Source organism: Aeromonas sp. QDB17 (assembly GCF_027705305.1).
Taxonomy (GTDB): domain Bacteria; phylum Pseudomonadota; class Gammaproteobacteria; order Enterobacterales; family Aeromonadaceae; genus Aeromonas; species Aeromonas caviae.
This window is the reverse complement of sequence record NZ_JAPDBP010000032.1, coordinates 21,523-35,869: the sequence shown is the minus strand read 5'-3', so window position 1 is coordinate 35,869 and position 14,347 is coordinate 21,523. Positions and strand designations below refer to the sequence as shown.

Genomic DNA, 14,347 nt, shown 5'->3' with positions numbered 1-14,347 from the left:
GCGCTAAAGATGAAAACACCGGCGCAGGCCTATGCCGAAGCCGCTTAGTTGTGCAGGAACGGCTGGGTCATTACAAATATGCCTTTATCAAATTTTAATTTTGCGATATCCTCAGGTTTTTCTATTTTTATTTTTCCTGCATTTTGTCTTACAAAAATCTCCCCTTTTGTAGATTTAACTATGTCTTTAATTTTTTTTACTATTATATGTAATATATATCCGGTTTTACCCTCACACCTTAGATATTCAAAAGAGAGGTGATTTCCAAATGGGTGAGCATTAAAAAGAACATGAACAACATCATTTGCAGCTTCTTGGTCTGCATATCCACTCCACTGTCTTATCCCTGTTACCGAATCCTCTTCGATTCCAAGATATATATCGCCACCTCCCGAGTTTGCAAAGGCAGATACAGTTTCAGATAGTTTTGCGGGCTTAATTTCTTTAGCCTTTACATCAGCAAGGTAGCCCTCTTCTATATTTATAATATATTCTGCTTGGTTATCATCAATTTCAAACGTTTTAATCATATTTAAAATCATCCTTTGATTGAATAATTATTTAATTCATGACTTGTTGTCCTTGCCAATGATGAATTGTCATCTTTTTAGTAAGTAATGATCACCGACTCCGCACTGCGTGTTGCCTCGCCGTGATAGACCGCTTCGATATTATTGCCGTCCGGATCGAGGACAAAGGCGGCGTAATAGCCGGGGTGATAGACCCGCTCGCCGGGGGCGCCGTTATCCTGGCCGCCATGGGCCAGCGCTGCCTGATAGAAGCGATCGACTGTGGCGCGGTCCTGCGCCTGGAAGGCGAGGTGATGGCGACCGGTCAGTGCGCCGAGCGCTGCCGGGCTGTTGATGGATGTGACAAACAGCTCGTCAGCCCAGAAGTAACCCTCACCCGCGCCGCCGATTGGCACATCGAGGGTGGCCAGTATGGCCCTGTAAAAGCGCTCGCTGGCGGTCAGGTCTTTCACCACCAGTTGGAGATGGTCGATCAGCCGACCCCGATGCAGTGTGTGCGTTTCCATACATTCACTCCACTCGACATGGTTGAATCAGTCACTTACCTCTTGCCGGTTGTGCCCTTTGGCGACGCTACCGCCCTGAATGTCAGCTTCCAGCTTGCTGCGATTGACCAAAGGGACGTGTCTGGCGTGGCTCATGGGAGACTCCGACGAGGCGTGTGTTGCCAATTGGCTATATTAACGGCCCGCGAGCGAAGGGAAAGGAGGAAATGGCGAATTGCCGGGCAAGATCAACAAATGGAGGCTAGCCCGAAAGCCTGGCGTCCGGGCTGGATTGGCGAGAGGGGGCTGGGGATAGGTAAAAGGGGGCGAGTGGCCACCAACTGGTGACCCACTTGCTGCCTGTTCGGGAGTGGTTGCCCGGCCCTTGGCCGGGCGGGGGATCAGTTGCCCGGGATCTCGTTGCAGTTGAGGGTGGGCTGACCGTAGCGCTCCAGCATGGCGTCGCTCCCCTTGGTCCAGAGGGTGAGGTTTTGCCCCTCGTACCGGGCGCCGCTGGCGCTGGGGGTCTCATAGGCGAGCACCTGCTGCTGGTTGTTACCCTGGCTCAGATTGATCATGGCGGCGGGCCGCTTGGCCTCGTTGTAGAAGTAGGTGGAGAGGGTGACGCTCTTGCCGCACTGATAATCGACCGGCGTCGGCACCCTCAGCTGGCCGCCTTTTATCTGCAACTCGGTGATCCGCAACTGGTAGCTCTCTTCCACGCACTGGCGCAGGTCGCCCGCCTTCCAGCAGTCGTTGCGCCCCTTGATCCAGCCGCGCTGGATGGCGCGCTCGTTCTTCTGCTGCTCGGGGGAGAACCCGGCAATCGCCTTGGGATAGAGGGCTGACAGCTCGTTATCCAGCGCAGCCAGTCCGGCATCCTTGCAGATGAGGGTTTCGGCGGCGCCTTTCGCCTTGGCGCACTCGAAGGACGGGGTGGCCGCCACGGCCAGCAGAGGGGAAAACAGCAGGGTTCCAAGCAAGATCTTGTTCATCGACAGGGCTCCAACAGGGGGCATGATGCCCCGTGACCAGAGCACACTTTACACCCGAAGTAGGCAGGAGCACCCCGTGTTTTTGGGTGGCGGGCGGCCCTGCATGGCAATCAGACGCCGGCCAGCGCCAAGGTCTGGCGGCTGCGCCACAGCCGCTCGTGGAAGAAGAAAACGACGGTGTTGATGGCAGGTTCGATCAGTGCCATCACGCCGCCGGTGAGCAGCTCGCCACTCAGCAGGTAGGCGACACCGAAGGCCACCGAGAAGTGGACCAGGGCGAAGCTGCTGGTCTTGGCCTGCAGGCTGTGGTGGGGCTTGAGCTTGTGCCAGCCAAGGTCGTGGAAGTAGAAGGCGACCGTGTTCACGGCGGGCTCGATGAGGGCGATCAGGCTGGCGGTGAGCAGTTCGCCGGTCAGCAGGTAAGCCACGGTGAAGGCGACACAAAAGTGCAGGATGGCGAAGCTGATGGTCTTTTTCATGGTGGTGTCTCCTCTGGCGATGAAGGCAGTATCACCCAGAACTCCATCAAATGAAAACCATTCTCATCTATTGGCGAAATAGAAAATGCCTATCGACCAGGAAGGCACCACCAGATAGGGAGTTGCCCGGGACCGCAACGGCGCTAGAGTGTGCCTTTTGCCATGAAAAAGGAGCTTTCATGACCATCAACTCCAACCTGTTTGTTCTCTTCATGCTGCTGCTGATGATCGTCGTCGGCGTGGTGGCATGGCGACTGGCCCGGCGCAAGAGCCGCCACCCGGGGCTTGTCACCTTCCTGTGCGTGCTGCTCTGCCTGGTGCCGCCCTTTGCCCTGCTGGCGCTGCTCATTCTGGCGCTCTGGCGGGACATGCCCGCAGGCGCCGATGCCAGGCAAGCCTAGTCCCCCTCAGCCGCTACTGCCGCAGTCATAGAAAAGCCCCTTGCGGGGCTTTGTCGTGTTGGCGGCGGGTGAACGGTCAGGCTTCGGCTTTATCCAGCCACTCCACCCTGTACTGGGCGCCGGCGCCCTGGGCCAGCTTGGCGCACAGGGGTTTCAAGAAGGCCTCGATCTGCTCGTCCAGCATCCAGGGGGGGCTGACGATGAGCATGCCGGAGCCGTTCATGCCCCAATCGGCAGTCTGGCCGGCCACTTCCAGCTCCGCCACCAGGACGTTGCCGAAGTTCTCCCGCTTGATCGCTTTGAGCATGTCGCGGGACTTGTCCGCCTCTTGCCCGAGGATGGGATACCAGAGGGCGTAGATGCCGGTGGCCCAGCGCTTTTGCGCTTTTTTAAGGGTATCGACCACGGCGAAGTAATCTTCCTTGAGCTCATAGGGAGGATCGATCAGCACCAGACCGCGGCGCGGGGTGGGGGGCAGCAGGGCGACCAGCCCCTCGAAGCCGTCGCGATGGTGGACGGCGACGCGGGGGTCGTACCCCATGTTGGCGCGAAGATCTTCCACCTCGTTGTTGTGCAGCTCCATCAGCGCCAGCTTGTCCTGATCGCGGATAAGGCGGCGGGACAGCTCCGGCGAGCCGGGGTAGTAGTGCAGTTGGCCATCGCTGTTCATCTCCTCGATGACACCCAGATAGGGGGCCATGGCAGACCACTGGGCCCGTTCATCCCACAGGCGTTTGATCCCGTCGGCGTATTCCGCCTTCTTCTGGGACCAGTCGCCGCGCAGGTCGTAGAGACCGCCACCGGCATGGGTGTCCAGCACGATGAAGGGTTTCTCCTTCTTTTTGAGGGACTCGATGATCAGGGCCTGGACGGCGTGTTTGAGCACGTCGGCGTGGTTGCCGGCGTGAAAGGCGTGGCGGTAGCTCAGCATATGAGATCTCTGAGGGGGCCCTGCTGGGCACCCAGTAACGATAGATAGTGAAACAGGTTGCGGCTGTCGCCGCGAAACAGGGCGAGGGTGCGCAGGGTCTGCAGCAAGACCCCCTGTTGCAGCCGCTCCAGCTCCAGTTCGTGGGCCAGCATGGTCTGGTACTCCTCGGCCCCCACCCGTGACTTGGCCTGCTGGCGCAGGGTGCGCCAGGGGAGCAGCACCGCCTCGGTCTGTACCAGGGCCGGTTGCAAGTCCGTGAGGTCGACCGGGATCCGGAGCAGGTCGAGGTGGTGCAGCAGGAGCGCCAGGTTGACGTTGCCCCCCATGCTTTGCACGTGGAGCCAGTCCTGGCTGCGCTGGCCATAGGCGCCTGTGCTCCATGTCCAGAACTCGGAAGGGGTGGGCAGGGCGTCGGGGCTGACCCGCTCGCTGGCCATCAAGGCTTCATCACGCAAAGAAGGCCTGCTCCATGGTTTCCAGCTCTTCAGAGAGGCTCATCCACTCCAGCTCGACGTGCTCCAGCTCTTCCTTGAGGGGGCCCTGGGACTTGAGCAGCTCGGAGAGCTTGCCCTTGGCACTCTCTTCATAGATGGCGGGATCGGCGAGCTGGTGCTCGATATCGGCGAGCCTGCCTTGCAGCTTCTCCATGCTGGCCTCGAGCTTCTCGAGCTTCTGGCGAAGCGGCCGGGTCGCTTGCCGGAACTGGGCTTCGAGGCGCTTCTGATCCTTGCGCGCCACCGCCGAGTTGGCGGAGACGGCGCCATCTGCCGGCTTGGCATTGGCCTCTTTCTCCTGCTCGCCGAGCCACTTGTGGTAGTCGTCGAGATCCCCATCGAAGGGCTCGACCCGGCCGCCGTGGACCAGATAGAAGTCATCCGTGGTGGTGCGCAGCAGGTGACGGTCGTGAGAGACCACCACCATGGCCCCCTCGAACCCTTGCAGGGCCATGGTCAGGGCGTGGCGCATCTCCAGATCCAGGTGGTTGGTCGGTTCATCCAGCAGCAGCAGGTTGGGCTTTTGCCAGGTGATGAGGGCCAGCACCAGCCGCGCCTTCTCACCGCCGGAGAAGGGGGCCACCTTGTCGAGAACCTTGTCGCCATGAAAACCGAAGCTGCCGAGGTAGTTGCGAAGCTCCTGCTCGGTCTTGTCCGGCGCGAGGCGCACCAGGTGATCGAGGGGGCTGTCATCGAGGCGCAGGGTCTCGAGCTGATGCTGGGCGAAGTAGCCGATGCTCACCCCGGCGCTCACCTCCAGCTTGCCGGAGAGGGGCGGGTTGGAGCCCGACAGCATCTTGATGAAGGTGGACTTGCCCGCGCCGTTGCGACCGAGCAGGCCGATGCGCGAGCCCGGCACCAGGTTGAGTTTGATCTTCTCGAGGATCACCTTGTCGCCGTAACCGGCGCTGAGGTTCTCCATGGCGATGAGCGGGGTCGGCAGAGCGGAGGGCTCGCGAAACTCGAAGCTGAACTCGGAGTCGGCGTGGGCGGGCAGGATCTTCTCCATCCGCTCCATGGCTTTGAGCCGGCTTTGGGCCTGACGGGCCTTGGAGGCCTTGTAGCGGAAGCGGTCCACATAGGATTGCATGTGGGCCATCTCCCGTTGCTGCTTCTCGTACATGGACTGCTGCTGGGCCAGGTGCTCGGCCCGTTGCAGTTCGAAGTCGGAGTAGCCGCCGCTGTATTCGTTGAGCTTGCCGTTCTCGATATGGATGATGCGATTCACCACGGAGTCGAGGAAGTCGCGGTCGTGAGAAATGAGTACCAGCGTGCCCTGATAGCCCTTGAGCCACTTCTCCAGCCAGATGACGGCGTCGAGATCCAGGTGGTTGGTCGGTTCATCCAGCAGCAGCAGATCGGAGCGGCAGAGCAGCGCCTGGGCCAGGTTCAGGCGCATGCGCCAGCCACCGGAGAAGCTTCTGACCGGCGAGTCGAGCTGATCGCCGCCAAAACCCAGACCGTGCAGCAGCTCGGCGGCGCGGGCGCGAATGCTGTAGGCACCTATGGTATCGAGCTTGCCGTGCAGCTCGGCCACCAGCAGACCGTTGTCATCCGCCTCGGCCCGGGCGAGCTCGGCCTCCAGGGCGCGGAACTCCTTGTCGCCGTCGATCACGTACTCCAGGGCGGAGCAGTCCAGCGCCGGGGTCTCCTGGGCCACGCCGGCAATCTGCCAGCCGGCGGGCAGGCTGAAGCTGCCGTTGTCGATGGCCAGCTCGCCCCGCACCAGCGCAAAGAAGGTGGACTTGCCACAGCCGTTCTTGCCCACCAGGCCCACCTTGTGGCCGGGGTGTATGGTGGCGGACGCGTTGTCCAGCAGCGTGCGGCCGCCGCGGATCAGTTCTATTTGACTGGCAACTATCATGGATGGGTCTGCTTGGCTCGATTGAAGGAGAGAAACTGGCGCGGATCTTACGTGAAATGACACAAATTTGCACTTGAGGGCGGGGGGGATGGCTGCCGCCGGAAAAACGTGTCATAACAGAGACATCTGGGGGGCAGGAGGCTGACCATGTTGATTAAAGAGATCATGACGACCCGGGTCGCGACCGTTTCCATGGATGACAGGCTGAGCGTCATCAAGGAGATCTTCGAGCAGGCCCATTTCCGCCACCTTCTGGTGGTGGAAGAAGAGGAGCTGGTGGGGGTCATCTCGGACCGGGATCTGCTGCGTGCCATCAGCCCCTATCTGGACACGGATGCCGAGATGAACCGGGACACCGAGACCCTCAACCGGCGCGCCCACCAGATCATGAGCCGTGAACCCATCACCGTCTCCCCCGAACGCTCCCTGAAAGAGGCCGCCGGCCTCATGCTGGAACACCAGATCTCCTGCCTGCCTGTGCTGGAAAACGGCGCCCTGGTGGGCATAGTGAGCTGGAAGGATCTGCTGAGGGTCATGCGCGGCTGGCAGCCGGTCTGACGGGGCGGGGAAGGTGTGCGGGGAGCCCGTGTCGCCCGGCAGGGCTTCCCTGCCTCTCGCTTTGCTGAAAGATTAAACTGCATTTATCAAATTTTTCAGATCGATTGTGTTGCAAAAATGATTTTCATGGTCATAAATTCTACCGTTGTCATTTCATGTGACACTATATGTCGCGGCGTCAGCTCGAATTGATGCTTTTATAATTAATCGTTCGCCGCTTCAGTTCCCATCAAGGTTTCCGGATCTACCTTAGGTCATCGGCACATCAACCGATCATCACGACCGAACTCTGGTCTGACAGAGAGTGCTTACACCTGAGGAAAGAACAATGAAAAAGACAGCATTGACGATGGCCATCTCCAGCCTGCTGCTGGCCGGTGGTGCACAGGCCGCCAACGTTTACGATCAGAATGGTACCAAACTGGACATCGGCGGCCGCGTCAACGGCATGTACTACGGCACCGATGACAACGCCACCGAAGGCGATGCCAGCTACCTGCGTCTGCACATCGCAGGTGAAACCAAGGTTGACGAGGATCTGACCGCGTTCGGCTTCGCCGAGTACAACCTGCCGGTCTCCGGTTCTGACAACGACGAGCTGCGTTACGCCTATGCGGGCATCAAGCACGATCGCTTCGGTGCCTTCAGCTACGGCCGCCAGGACGGTCTGTTCACCAAGGCGGTGAACAACTACACCGACGTGCTGCCGGAGTGGGGTGGTGATGGTCTGGGCAAGGACACCGAGGTGTTCGGCACCGGTCGTACCAACGGCCTGGCCCAGTACATGTACAACTGGCAGGGGCTGACCCTGGGTGCCCAGTTCACCGGCAACAACGACCCGCAGAACGCGAGCCGCAGCGAGCGCGTCGGCCCGAACAGCACCTGGAGCCCGAAAGGTTCTTCCGAGGGGTATGCCCTCTCTGCCAACTATGACTTCAACATGGGCCTGAGCCTGGGTGCCGCCTACAACCAGGCAGGCAAGACCGATGAACAGGCCGAGAACGTGAGCTTCGGCGGCGACAACGACGCCAAGCTGTTCGGGGTGGGCGCCAAGTATGCCGTCGGCAACCTCTACATGGCCGCCACCTACTCCCACGGTGAAGATCACCTCTTCGTGGACACCGGCTCCCTGCGCGGTTACGCCGAGAAGATGGATGGCTACGAAGCGGTCGTGCAGTACAACATCACGCCGAAGTTCAAGCCCTCCCTGGCCTACCTGCGTACCGACGTGAAGGACAGCGCTCACGGCATCGATGACACCGCGACCGAATACGTCTCCGTGGGTGCCTGGTACAACTTCACCGACAACTTCAATGCCTACGTGGACTACAAGATCAACCTGCTGGACGAAGTGGGTTCCACCGGCAAGAACAGCCTGAACAAGTCCACCGACGACATCGTCGCCGTGGCCCTGCAGTACAACTTCTAAGTCGTCCCGGACGCACTGCACATCCCAGGACCGGCCCATGTGGCCGGTCTTTTTGTTGCTGGCTGACCGCGCTGGATGACAAGAGCGGCACGCCGGGGTTCAGCAATGGCCCCGTGTGGTCGATACCCTTGTTGTCGGGGCCGGTGCGTGGCTGTGCTTGTCATGAGGCAGTGATGGGGGGATGATCACGCCCCGTGGTCAAGATCCTATCTTTCCTCGACGCTTTTCATTATTTCTATATAGGCTTGCGTTGTCCCGACAGGGAAAGCGGGGCTGGTTGGCATGTCGCAGCTCCGGTGCGGGGCAATTTCGGGAAATGGACGTAAGGGCGTTATATGGCGAGCATATTGGATTCAGTGGATCAACGTACCCAGCTTGTAGGGGAGAATCGCCTGGAACTGCTGATGTTCCGTTTGGGTGCCCAGCAACTGTTTGCGATCAACGTCTTCAAGGTGCGGGAAGTGGTCAAGCTGCCCCATCTGAACAAGATGCCGGGGTCCCACCACAACATCAGCGGTGTCGCCAACATTCGCGGCGTCTCCATCCCCGTCATCAACCTGCGCGGTGCCATCGGGATGCGTCCCATGGCCATCGATCAGGAGTCCAACCTCATCATCACCGAGTACAACCGCACCATTCAGGGGTTCCTGGTGGGGCAGGTGGCCCACATCGTCAACATGACCTGGAAGGACATACTGCCGCCGCCCCGTTCGGCGGGTCGTGCCAACTACCTCACCGCCATCACTCGCATCCCGGAAGGGGGCGTCGACCAGATCGTCGAGATCATCGACGTGGAGAAGGTGCTGGCGGAGATCATCACCTATGACGTGCGCATCTCGTCCGAGGTGCTGGACGAGGAGATCCTGCCCCAGATGCAGGGACGCCGGGTGCTCATCGTCGATGACTCCAGCACGGCCCGCAACCAGGTGCGCGAGACTCTCGCCCAGCTCGGGCTCGAGGTCATCGAGTGCCAGGACGGCTTGCAGGCCCTCAAGCTGCTCAAGGGGTGGTGCGATGCGGGCAAGAAGGTGACCGACGAGATCATGCTGATGATCACGGACGCCGAGATGCCGGAGATGGATGGTTATCGCCTGACTCACGAGGTGCGCAGCGATCCGCGCATGTCCGAGCTCTTCATCACCCTCAATACCTCCCTGAGCGGCAACTTCAACGAGGCCATGGTCAAGAAGGTGGGGTGTGATCGCTTCATCTCCAAATTCCAGCCCGACTTGCTGGTGGACGTGGCCCAGCAGCGGATGCGGCAGATCCTGGGCCGTTGAACCCGGCACGCCGAACCATGAAAAAGCCCCCGCCATGCGGGGGCTTTTTGCTGGGTAAGGAGAAGGGCCATGGGCCCGGCCACCGGGCTATTGTGTCAGCAGAGGCTCGACAAAGCGGGCGACCTTGTCGCGGATCCGGGGCTGGGCGGCGGCCGTCGGGTGCAGTCCATCGTTCATCATGAGTTCAGGGCGCAGCACAATATCATCCAGAAAGAAGGGCATCAGCGGCAGGTCGTTGGCCTTCGCAAGATCCGGGAAGATCTGCTCGAACTGCTGCAGATAGCGCGCCCCATAGTTGCGGGGCAGCAGGATCTGGGTCAGCACCGTCTTCGCCTGGTGCGCCCGGGTGAGCTCGATCATCTTGGTCAGGTTGGCCCGGGTGATGGCGGGAGCAAAGCCCCGCAGCCCGTCGTTGGCGCCGAGTTCGATCAACACCCAGTCCGGTTTGTGGGTTTCGAGCAGAGCGGGCAGGCGGGCCAGGCCGCCCTGGGTCGTTTCACCGCTGATGCTGGCATTGATGAGGGTGTGTTCTCCCCCCTGCTGCTGCCACTTTTCATTGAGCAGGGCAGGCCAGCTCTGTTCGGCCTGCATCTGGTAGCCGGCACTCAGGCTGTCGCCCAGTACCAGCAGGGTCTGGGCCTGGACGGACGCTGCCCAGCAGCACAGGCAACTCACGGCAAACAAGAGACGCATCATGCAGTCAACTCCCACGTTCTATTGTCATTACAGGTTCAGGCAAACAGGATACCCAAGATGAGTTCAACGCCCATTATCGCCGTCAGGGGGCTCGGTAAAACCGTTCGCCTCGGTCAGGAAAGCCTCACCATCCTTGAAGGGATCGATCTGCAAGTCAATACCGGCGAGACGCTGGCGCTGGTCGGTGCGTCCGGTTCCGGCAAGTCCACCCTGCTCGGTTTGCTGGCCGGTCTCGATCTGCCGAGCAGCGGCGAGATAGAGATCCTCGGCCACTCCCTCACCCGGCTGGACGAGGAGGGACGCGCCAGGCTGCGGGCCGAGCAGGTGGGGTTCGTGTTCCAGTCGTTCCTGCTGCTGCCCACCCTGAGCGCCCTGGAGAACGTCATGTTGCCGGCCGAGCTGCGGGGGGAGACCGACAGCGAGCCCCGTGCCCGGGAGCTGCTGGCCCAGGTCGGTCTGGGAGAGCGGTTGCACCACCTGCCGCCGCGCCTCTCTGGCGGCGAGCAGCAGCGGGTCGCCATTGCCCGTGCCTTCATGACCCGCCCCAGCCTGCTGCTGGCGGACGAGCCTACCGGCAACCTCGACAGCAAGACCGGGGAGACGGTGATCGAACTACTGTTTCGTCTCAACCGCGAGCACAACACCACCCTGGTGGTGGTGACCCATGACCATGAACTGGCCCAGCGCTGCCAGCGGCAGCTGGTGATGTCAGCCGGGCGGCTGGAGGCACAATCTGTCATGGCGGCCAGGGTGGGAGAGCTGTCATGAGTCAGTGGCGACTGGGATTGAAGCTGCTGCGTCGGGAAGGGTTCAGCGGCGAGCTGCGCTGGTTTGTGCTGGCGCTGGCGCTGAGCGTCGCCTGCGTGCTCAGCGTGGCTCTGGTGGCGGATCGGCTGGACGCTGGGCTCAAGGCCTCCGGGCGGGATTTCATCGGAGGGGACAGGGTGCTGCGCTCCGCGACGCCGGCACCGGCAGAGTGGCTGGCGCAGGCGCATCAGGAGGGGCTTGCCGTGCAGACCACGGTCAGCTTCAACAGCATGCTGTTTCACGGCGATACCCTGCAACTGGCCTCCATCCGCGCCGTGCCCGGGGATTTTCCCTTCTACGGCAAGCTGGAGCTCACTCCCCAGCGCGCCCCGGCGCCCGGCGAGATCTGGCTCTCCGCCAGGGTGATGCAGCTACTCGGCGCCAAGGTGGGGGAGGTACTCGAGGTCGGCAACACCCGGCTGACGGTGGCAGGGGAGCTGGGCCAGGAGCCGGATCAGGGGTTCAGTCCCTTCCAGATGGCGCCAAGGGCCTTGATCCACAGCGCCGATATCGAGGCGACCGGGGCCCTGCTGCCGGGCAGTCGCCAGCAGTGGCGCTATCTCGTCAAGGGGCCCCGTGACGCCATCGCCCGCTATGAGGCCTGGCTCAACCCCAGGCTGAGCGCCGGGCAGAAGCTCGTCAAACCCGACGATCAGGGTACCCAGGTGGGGAAATCCCTGGGCAATGCCGAGCGCTTCTTCCGTCTGGCATCCCTTGCCGGCGTGCTGCTCGGCGCCCTGGCCATGGGGATAGCGGTGCGCCATTTTGCCGAGCGCCAGACCAACATGGTGGCCCTGCTCAAGACCCTGGGGGCCTCGCGGCGCACCCTGTGGCAACTGATGGGCACCCTGCTGTTCTCCCTGACCCTGGTGGGGGCCCTGATGGGGCTGGTGGCGGGCAGTGCCATGCAGTGGCTGACCCTGAACCTGCTGGGGGATCTGCTGCCTGCGGATCTGCCGCCCCCCTCCTGGCGACCCTTTGCCCTTGGCCTCGCGGTCGCCTTCTTCATCACCCTGATGCTGGCGTTCGTTCCCTTCCTGAGGCTGCTCAAGGTACCGCCGCTGCGGGTGCTGCGCCGGGAGCTGGAGGCGGGGATCCCCCCCTGGCTGACGGTGCCCGTGGGGCTCATCGGGCTGTTTGCCCTGGTGTGGGGCTTTACCGCGGACATCAGGCTGGCCTGCGGGCTCATCGGTGGCATGGGGGTGTTGATGGCGCTGCTGGCCCTGCTCGCCTCCGCGCTGCTGCGTCTTGGCAGTCGGCTCAAGGGGCCCCATGCCCTGCGCCTGGCCATCAATCACCTCTCCCGGGAGCGGGGCAGTGGTCTGTTCCAGCTGGCGGGCTTCGCCCTGGCCCTGATGCTGTTCGGGCTGCTGTGGGCGGCGCGGGTCGATCTGCTGGAGGATTTTTCCACCCGGTTGCCTGCCGACGCCCCGAACCGCTTCCTGGTCAATGTGGCGGACAGCGAGCGGGAAGGGATCCTGGCCGATCTGCACCAGGCCGGGGCCATCACCTCGGACTTCTACCCCATGGTGCGCGGGCGCTTGACCCGTATCGCCGGTGAGGCGGTGGGGGAGGATGCGGCGCGGGAGGGGGTGGACAGGGAGCTCAACTTCACCACCACATCGGCCCTGCCCGCCGACAACAAGGTCACTGCCGGTCAATGGCTGGCCGGCAAGGGGGAGGTCTCCGTCGACGAGGCACTGGCGGGACGGCTCGGCATCGCACTCGGAGACGTGCTCGGCTTCACCATAGAGGGGCGGGCGTTCGAGGCCAGGGTGACCAGCCTGAGGTCCATCAAGTGGGACAACATGAGGCCGAACTTCTACATGATCTTCTCGCCGGACGTGTTGGCCCCCTTCTCCCAGACCTGGCTCGGCAGCTATCGTCTGCCGCCTGAGGGGCGAGGGGCAGAGGTGGAACTCATCCGCCGCCACCCCACGGTGAGCCTCATCGATGTGGAGGATCTGATAGGCCGCCTCACCCTGGTCTCCGATCAGGTGAGCCGCGCCCTGGGGTTGATGCTCGGGCTGGTGACGGTGGCCGCCCTGCTGGTGCTGCTGACCCAGACCCAGGCTGGCATGGCCCATCGGCGCCGGGAGCTGCTGCTGATGCGCACCTTGGGGGCGGGCAGCGCCCTGCTCGAGAAGATGTTGCGCTGGGAGCTGGTGGCGAGCGGTGCCCTGGCGGGGCTCTGCGCCGCCATGGTGGTGGAGCTCTGCTCCTTCGGCCTGCAGTGGTGGTGGGAGGGAGCGCAGTGGCAGTTCCACTGGGCCATCTGGGCTGCACTCCCCCTGCTTGGGGCCGTGCTGGTGACCCTGGCCGGACAGGGCATGCGCCGCCAACTGCTGGCGGGTACCCTGAGCGACCGGCTCAGGGGACTGGGGCAGGGGCTGCTCTGATGGCTCGACACATCCCGACCTCGGTCGGGATGTGTCATTGGGTCAACGGGGTGAGTGCAGCAGATTGTCCAGAGCGCCGGGCAGGGCCGGGAAGCTGAAGTGAAAACCGGCCTGCTGCAAGCGGGCGGGCAGTACCTGCTGTCCGGTGAGCAGCAGATCCGCCGCCTCTCCCATCAGGAGTCGCAGGAGGGGTGCCGGTACGAAGAAGAGGTGCGGGCGATGGAGCGTGGCGGCCAGGGTCTCGCTGAACCGGCGATTGCTGACCGGTTGCGGGGCCGTGCCGTTGAAGATGCCGTCACACTCGCCGTGCTCGATGAGAAACAGCATGGCCCGCACCAGATCCTGCACGTGGATCCAGCTCATCATCTGGGTGCCGCTGCCCATGGGGCCGCCGAGGCCGAGGCGGTAAGGGGGCAGCATCCTGGGCAAGGCGCCCCCCTCCATGCCGAGTACCAGGCCGATGCGCAGGATGCAGACCCGGGTCTGGGCCGAGCGGGCCTGCTGGGCAAGCTGCTCCCACTGCTGACAGAGACGGTGGGTGAATTCGTCGTGAGGGCTCTGGCATGTTTCATTCAGAGGGGCGTCATCCTGGCGGCCATACCAGCCGATGGCGGAGGCATTGAGCAGCAATCTGGGGGGCGTGCTGGAGAGTTTGACGAGATCCACCAGCTGTTCGGTCAGCAGCCAGCGGCTGTTGCAGAGCAACTGCTTGCGGGACTCGCTCCAGCGTCCGGCGGCGATGGGTTCGCCGGCCAGGTTGATGACGATGTCCACGTCATTGAGGTGATCCAGCCTGTCCAGGCTGTCCAGCAGGGTGACATCGTGGCCGAGCAGCTCGTAGGCCCGGCTGCCCTGGCGGGTCAGCACGACTACTTCGTGCGCCACCTTGAGGTGTGCCACCAGACGGCGGCCGATAAACCCCGTGCCCCCCGTGATCAGTATCTTCATGTCCTGCCTCCCTGACGCTCTAGGGTCTACTCTAGAGCCTGGGTGCCCGAT

The 14,347-nt window shown here is 62.3% G+C and carries 15 protein-coding genes; 6 read left to right on the top strand and 9 right to left on the bottom strand.

Going from position 1 to position 14,347, the window contains the following annotated elements; all coding sequences use genetic code 11:
• Nucleotides 1-44: 44 nt before the first annotated feature.
• From OKC41_RS19800 to OKC41_RS19785, 4 genes are all read right to left on the bottom strand, one after another.
• The gene (locus OKC41_RS19800; RefSeq protein WP_270672299.1) at nucleotides 45-530 is read right to left on the bottom strand and encodes an ATP-binding protein; all 486 of its coding nucleotides are present in this window, start codon (nucleotides 528-530) and stop codon (nucleotides 45-47) included.
• A gap of 77 nt (nucleotides 531-607) precedes the next feature.
• The gene (locus tag OKC41_RS19795) at nucleotides 608-1,036 is read right to left on the bottom strand and encodes a VOC family protein (protein ID WP_201894408.1); all 429 of its coding nucleotides are present in this window, start codon (nucleotides 1,034-1,036) and stop codon (nucleotides 608-610) included.
• 380 nt (nucleotides 1,037-1,416) lie between these two features.
• Nucleotides 1,417-2,010, bottom strand: coding sequence for an MliC family protein (locus OKC41_RS19790; RefSeq protein WP_201894407.1), 594 nt, complete (start codon nucleotides 2,008-2,010; stop codon nucleotides 1,417-1,419).
• Between the two features lie 110 nt (nucleotides 2,011-2,120).
• The gene (locus OKC41_RS19785) at nucleotides 2,121-2,489 is read right to left on the bottom strand and encodes a DUF2061 domain-containing protein (protein ID WP_039040193.1); all 369 of its coding nucleotides are present in this window, start codon (nucleotides 2,487-2,489) and stop codon (nucleotides 2,121-2,123) included.
• Between the two features lie 179 nt (nucleotides 2,490-2,668).
• On the opposite strand from OKC41_RS19785, the gene OKC41_RS19780 reads away from it, so the two are divergent.
• Nucleotides 2,669-2,890, top strand: coding sequence for a hypothetical protein (locus OKC41_RS19780; RefSeq protein WP_039040192.1), 222 nt, complete (start codon nucleotides 2,669-2,671; stop codon nucleotides 2,888-2,890).
• Nucleotides 2,891-2,966: 76 nt separating this feature from the next.
• On the opposite strand, the gene OKC41_RS19775 is transcribed toward OKC41_RS19780, so the two are convergent.
• Genes OKC41_RS19775 through OKC41_RS19765 form a run of 3 tightly spaced genes read right to left on the bottom strand, consistent with a single transcriptional unit; the run spans nucleotide 2,967 to nucleotide 6,179 of the window.
• Nucleotides 2,967-3,821, bottom strand: coding sequence for a 23S rRNA (adenine(2030)-N(6))-methyltransferase RlmJ (locus OKC41_RS19775; RefSeq protein ID WP_201894406.1), 855 nt, complete (start codon nucleotides 3,819-3,821; stop codon nucleotides 2,967-2,969).
• Complete coding sequence (locus OKC41_RS19770) at nucleotides 3,815-4,276, bottom strand: DUF2390 domain-containing protein (protein ID WP_039040190.1); 462 nt, start codon at nucleotides 4,274-4,276, stop codon at nucleotides 3,815-3,817. Before OKC41_RS19770 ends, OKC41_RS19775 begins: the two co-directional genes overlap by 7 nt.
• Complete coding sequence (locus tag OKC41_RS19765; protein ID WP_201894405.1) at nucleotides 4,269-6,179, bottom strand: ABC transporter ATP-binding protein; 1,911 nt, start codon at nucleotides 6,177-6,179, stop codon at nucleotides 4,269-4,271. The genes OKC41_RS19770 and OKC41_RS19765 overlap by 8 nt, the downstream gene beginning before the upstream one ends.
• 147 nt (nucleotides 6,180-6,326) lie before the next feature.
• Between OKC41_RS19765 and OKC41_RS19760 the strand changes: the two genes are divergently transcribed.
• The 3 genes from OKC41_RS19760 (at nucleotide 6,327) to OKC41_RS19750 (ending at nucleotide 9,446) form a co-directional block, all read left to right on the top strand.
• Nucleotides 6,327-6,737: a CBS domain-containing protein gene (locus OKC41_RS19760; RefSeq protein ID WP_010675511.1), complete on the top strand. Its 411-nt coding sequence runs from the start codon at nucleotides 6,327-6,329 to the stop codon at nucleotides 6,735-6,737.
• Between the two features lie 328 nt (nucleotides 6,738-7,065).
• The gene (locus OKC41_RS19755; protein WP_029314791.1) at nucleotides 7,066-8,166 is read left to right on the top strand and encodes a porin; all 1,101 of its coding nucleotides are present in this window, start codon (nucleotides 7,066-7,068) and stop codon (nucleotides 8,164-8,166) included.
• 335 nt (nucleotides 8,167-8,501) lie between these two features.
• Nucleotides 8,502-9,446 carry a chemotaxis protein CheV gene (locus OKC41_RS19750; RefSeq protein ID WP_039040187.1) on the top strand — a complete coding sequence of 315 codons (945 nt, stop codon included), beginning with the start codon at nucleotides 8,502-8,504 and terminating at the stop codon, nucleotides 9,444-9,446.
• A gap of 87 nt (nucleotides 9,447-9,533) precedes the next feature.
• Here OKC41_RS19750 and OKC41_RS19745 read toward each other — a convergent pair whose 3' ends face one another.
• Nucleotides 9,534-10,142: an arylesterase gene (locus OKC41_RS19745; RefSeq protein WP_039040186.1), complete on the bottom strand. Its 609-nt coding sequence runs from the start codon at nucleotides 10,140-10,142 to the stop codon at nucleotides 9,534-9,536.
• Nucleotides 10,143-10,199: 57 nt separating this feature from the next.
• Here OKC41_RS19745 and OKC41_RS19740 point away from each other — a divergent pair, with 57 nt between their 5' ends.
• Together OKC41_RS19740 and OKC41_RS19735 are read left to right on the top strand one after the other, a co-directional pair.
• Nucleotides 10,200-10,910 (top strand): ABC transporter ATP-binding protein, encoded by a 711-nt coding sequence (locus OKC41_RS19740; protein WP_201894404.1) that lies wholly within the window; start codon nucleotides 10,200-10,202, stop codon nucleotides 10,908-10,910.
• Nucleotides 10,907-13,348, top strand: coding sequence for an ABC transporter permease (locus tag OKC41_RS19735; protein WP_180911393.1), 2,442 nt, complete (start codon nucleotides 10,907-10,909; stop codon nucleotides 13,346-13,348). The genes OKC41_RS19740 and OKC41_RS19735 overlap by 4 nt, the downstream gene beginning before the upstream one ends.
• A gap of 42 nt (nucleotides 13,349-13,390) precedes the next feature.
• On the opposite strand, the gene OKC41_RS19730 is transcribed toward OKC41_RS19735, so the two are convergent.
• Nucleotides 13,391-14,296 carry a TIGR01777 family oxidoreductase gene (locus OKC41_RS19730; RefSeq protein WP_201894403.1) on the bottom strand — a complete coding sequence of 302 codons (906 nt, stop codon included), beginning with the start codon at nucleotides 14,294-14,296 and terminating at the stop codon, nucleotides 13,391-13,393.
• Between the last annotated feature and the right edge of the window lie 51 nt (nucleotides 14,297-14,347).

What these genes read in the sequence shown, in the direction of transcription:
- OKC41_RS19800 (WP_270672299.1), bottom strand. Translation starts at nt 530, where the DNA reads ATGATTAAAACGTTTGAAATTGATGATAACCAAGCAGAATATATTATA.
- OKC41_RS19795 (WP_201894408.1), bottom strand. Translation starts at nt 1,036, where the DNA reads ATGGAAACGCACACACTGCATCGGGGTCGGCTGATCGACCATCTCCAA.
- OKC41_RS19790 (WP_201894407.1), bottom strand. Translation starts at nt 2,010, where the DNA reads ATGAACAAGATCTTGCTTGGAACCCTGCTGTTTTCCCCTCTGCTGGCC.
- OKC41_RS19785 (WP_039040193.1), bottom strand. Translation starts at nt 2,489, where the DNA reads ATGAAAAAGACCATCAGCTTCGCCATCCTGCACTTTTGTGTCGCCTTC.
- OKC41_RS19780 (WP_039040192.1), top strand. Translation starts at nt 2,669, where the DNA reads ATGACCATCAACTCCAACCTGTTTGTTCTCTTCATGCTGCTGCTGATG.
- OKC41_RS19775 (WP_201894406.1), bottom strand. Translation starts at nt 3,821, where the DNA reads ATGCTGAGCTACCGCCACGCCTTTCACGCCGGCAACCACGCCGACGTG.
- OKC41_RS19765 (WP_201894405.1), bottom strand. Translation starts at nt 6,179, where the DNA reads ATGATAGTTGCCAGTCAAATAGAACTGATCCGCGGCGGCCGCACGCTG.
- OKC41_RS19760 (WP_010675511.1), top strand. Translation starts at nt 6,327, where the DNA reads ATGTTGATTAAAGAGATCATGACGACCCGGGTCGCGACCGTTTCCATG.
- OKC41_RS19755 (WP_029314791.1), top strand. Translation starts at nt 7,066, where the DNA reads ATGAAAAAGACAGCATTGACGATGGCCATCTCCAGCCTGCTGCTGGCC.
- OKC41_RS19750 (WP_039040187.1), top strand. Translation starts at nt 8,502, where the DNA reads ATGGCGAGCATATTGGATTCAGTGGATCAACGTACCCAGCTTGTAGGG.
- OKC41_RS19745 (WP_039040186.1), bottom strand. Translation starts at nt 10,142, where the DNA reads ATGATGCGTCTCTTGTTTGCCGTGAGTTGCCTGTGCTGCTGGGCAGCG.
- OKC41_RS19740 (WP_201894404.1), top strand. Translation starts at nt 10,200, where the DNA reads ATGAGTTCAACGCCCATTATCGCCGTCAGGGGGCTCGGTAAAACCGTT.
- OKC41_RS19735 (WP_180911393.1), top strand. Translation starts at nt 10,907, where the DNA reads ATGAGTCAGTGGCGACTGGGATTGAAGCTGCTGCGTCGGGAAGGGTTC.
- OKC41_RS19730 (WP_201894403.1), bottom strand. Translation starts at nt 14,296, where the DNA reads ATGAAGATACTGATCACGGGGGGCACGGGGTTTATCGGCCGCCGTCTG.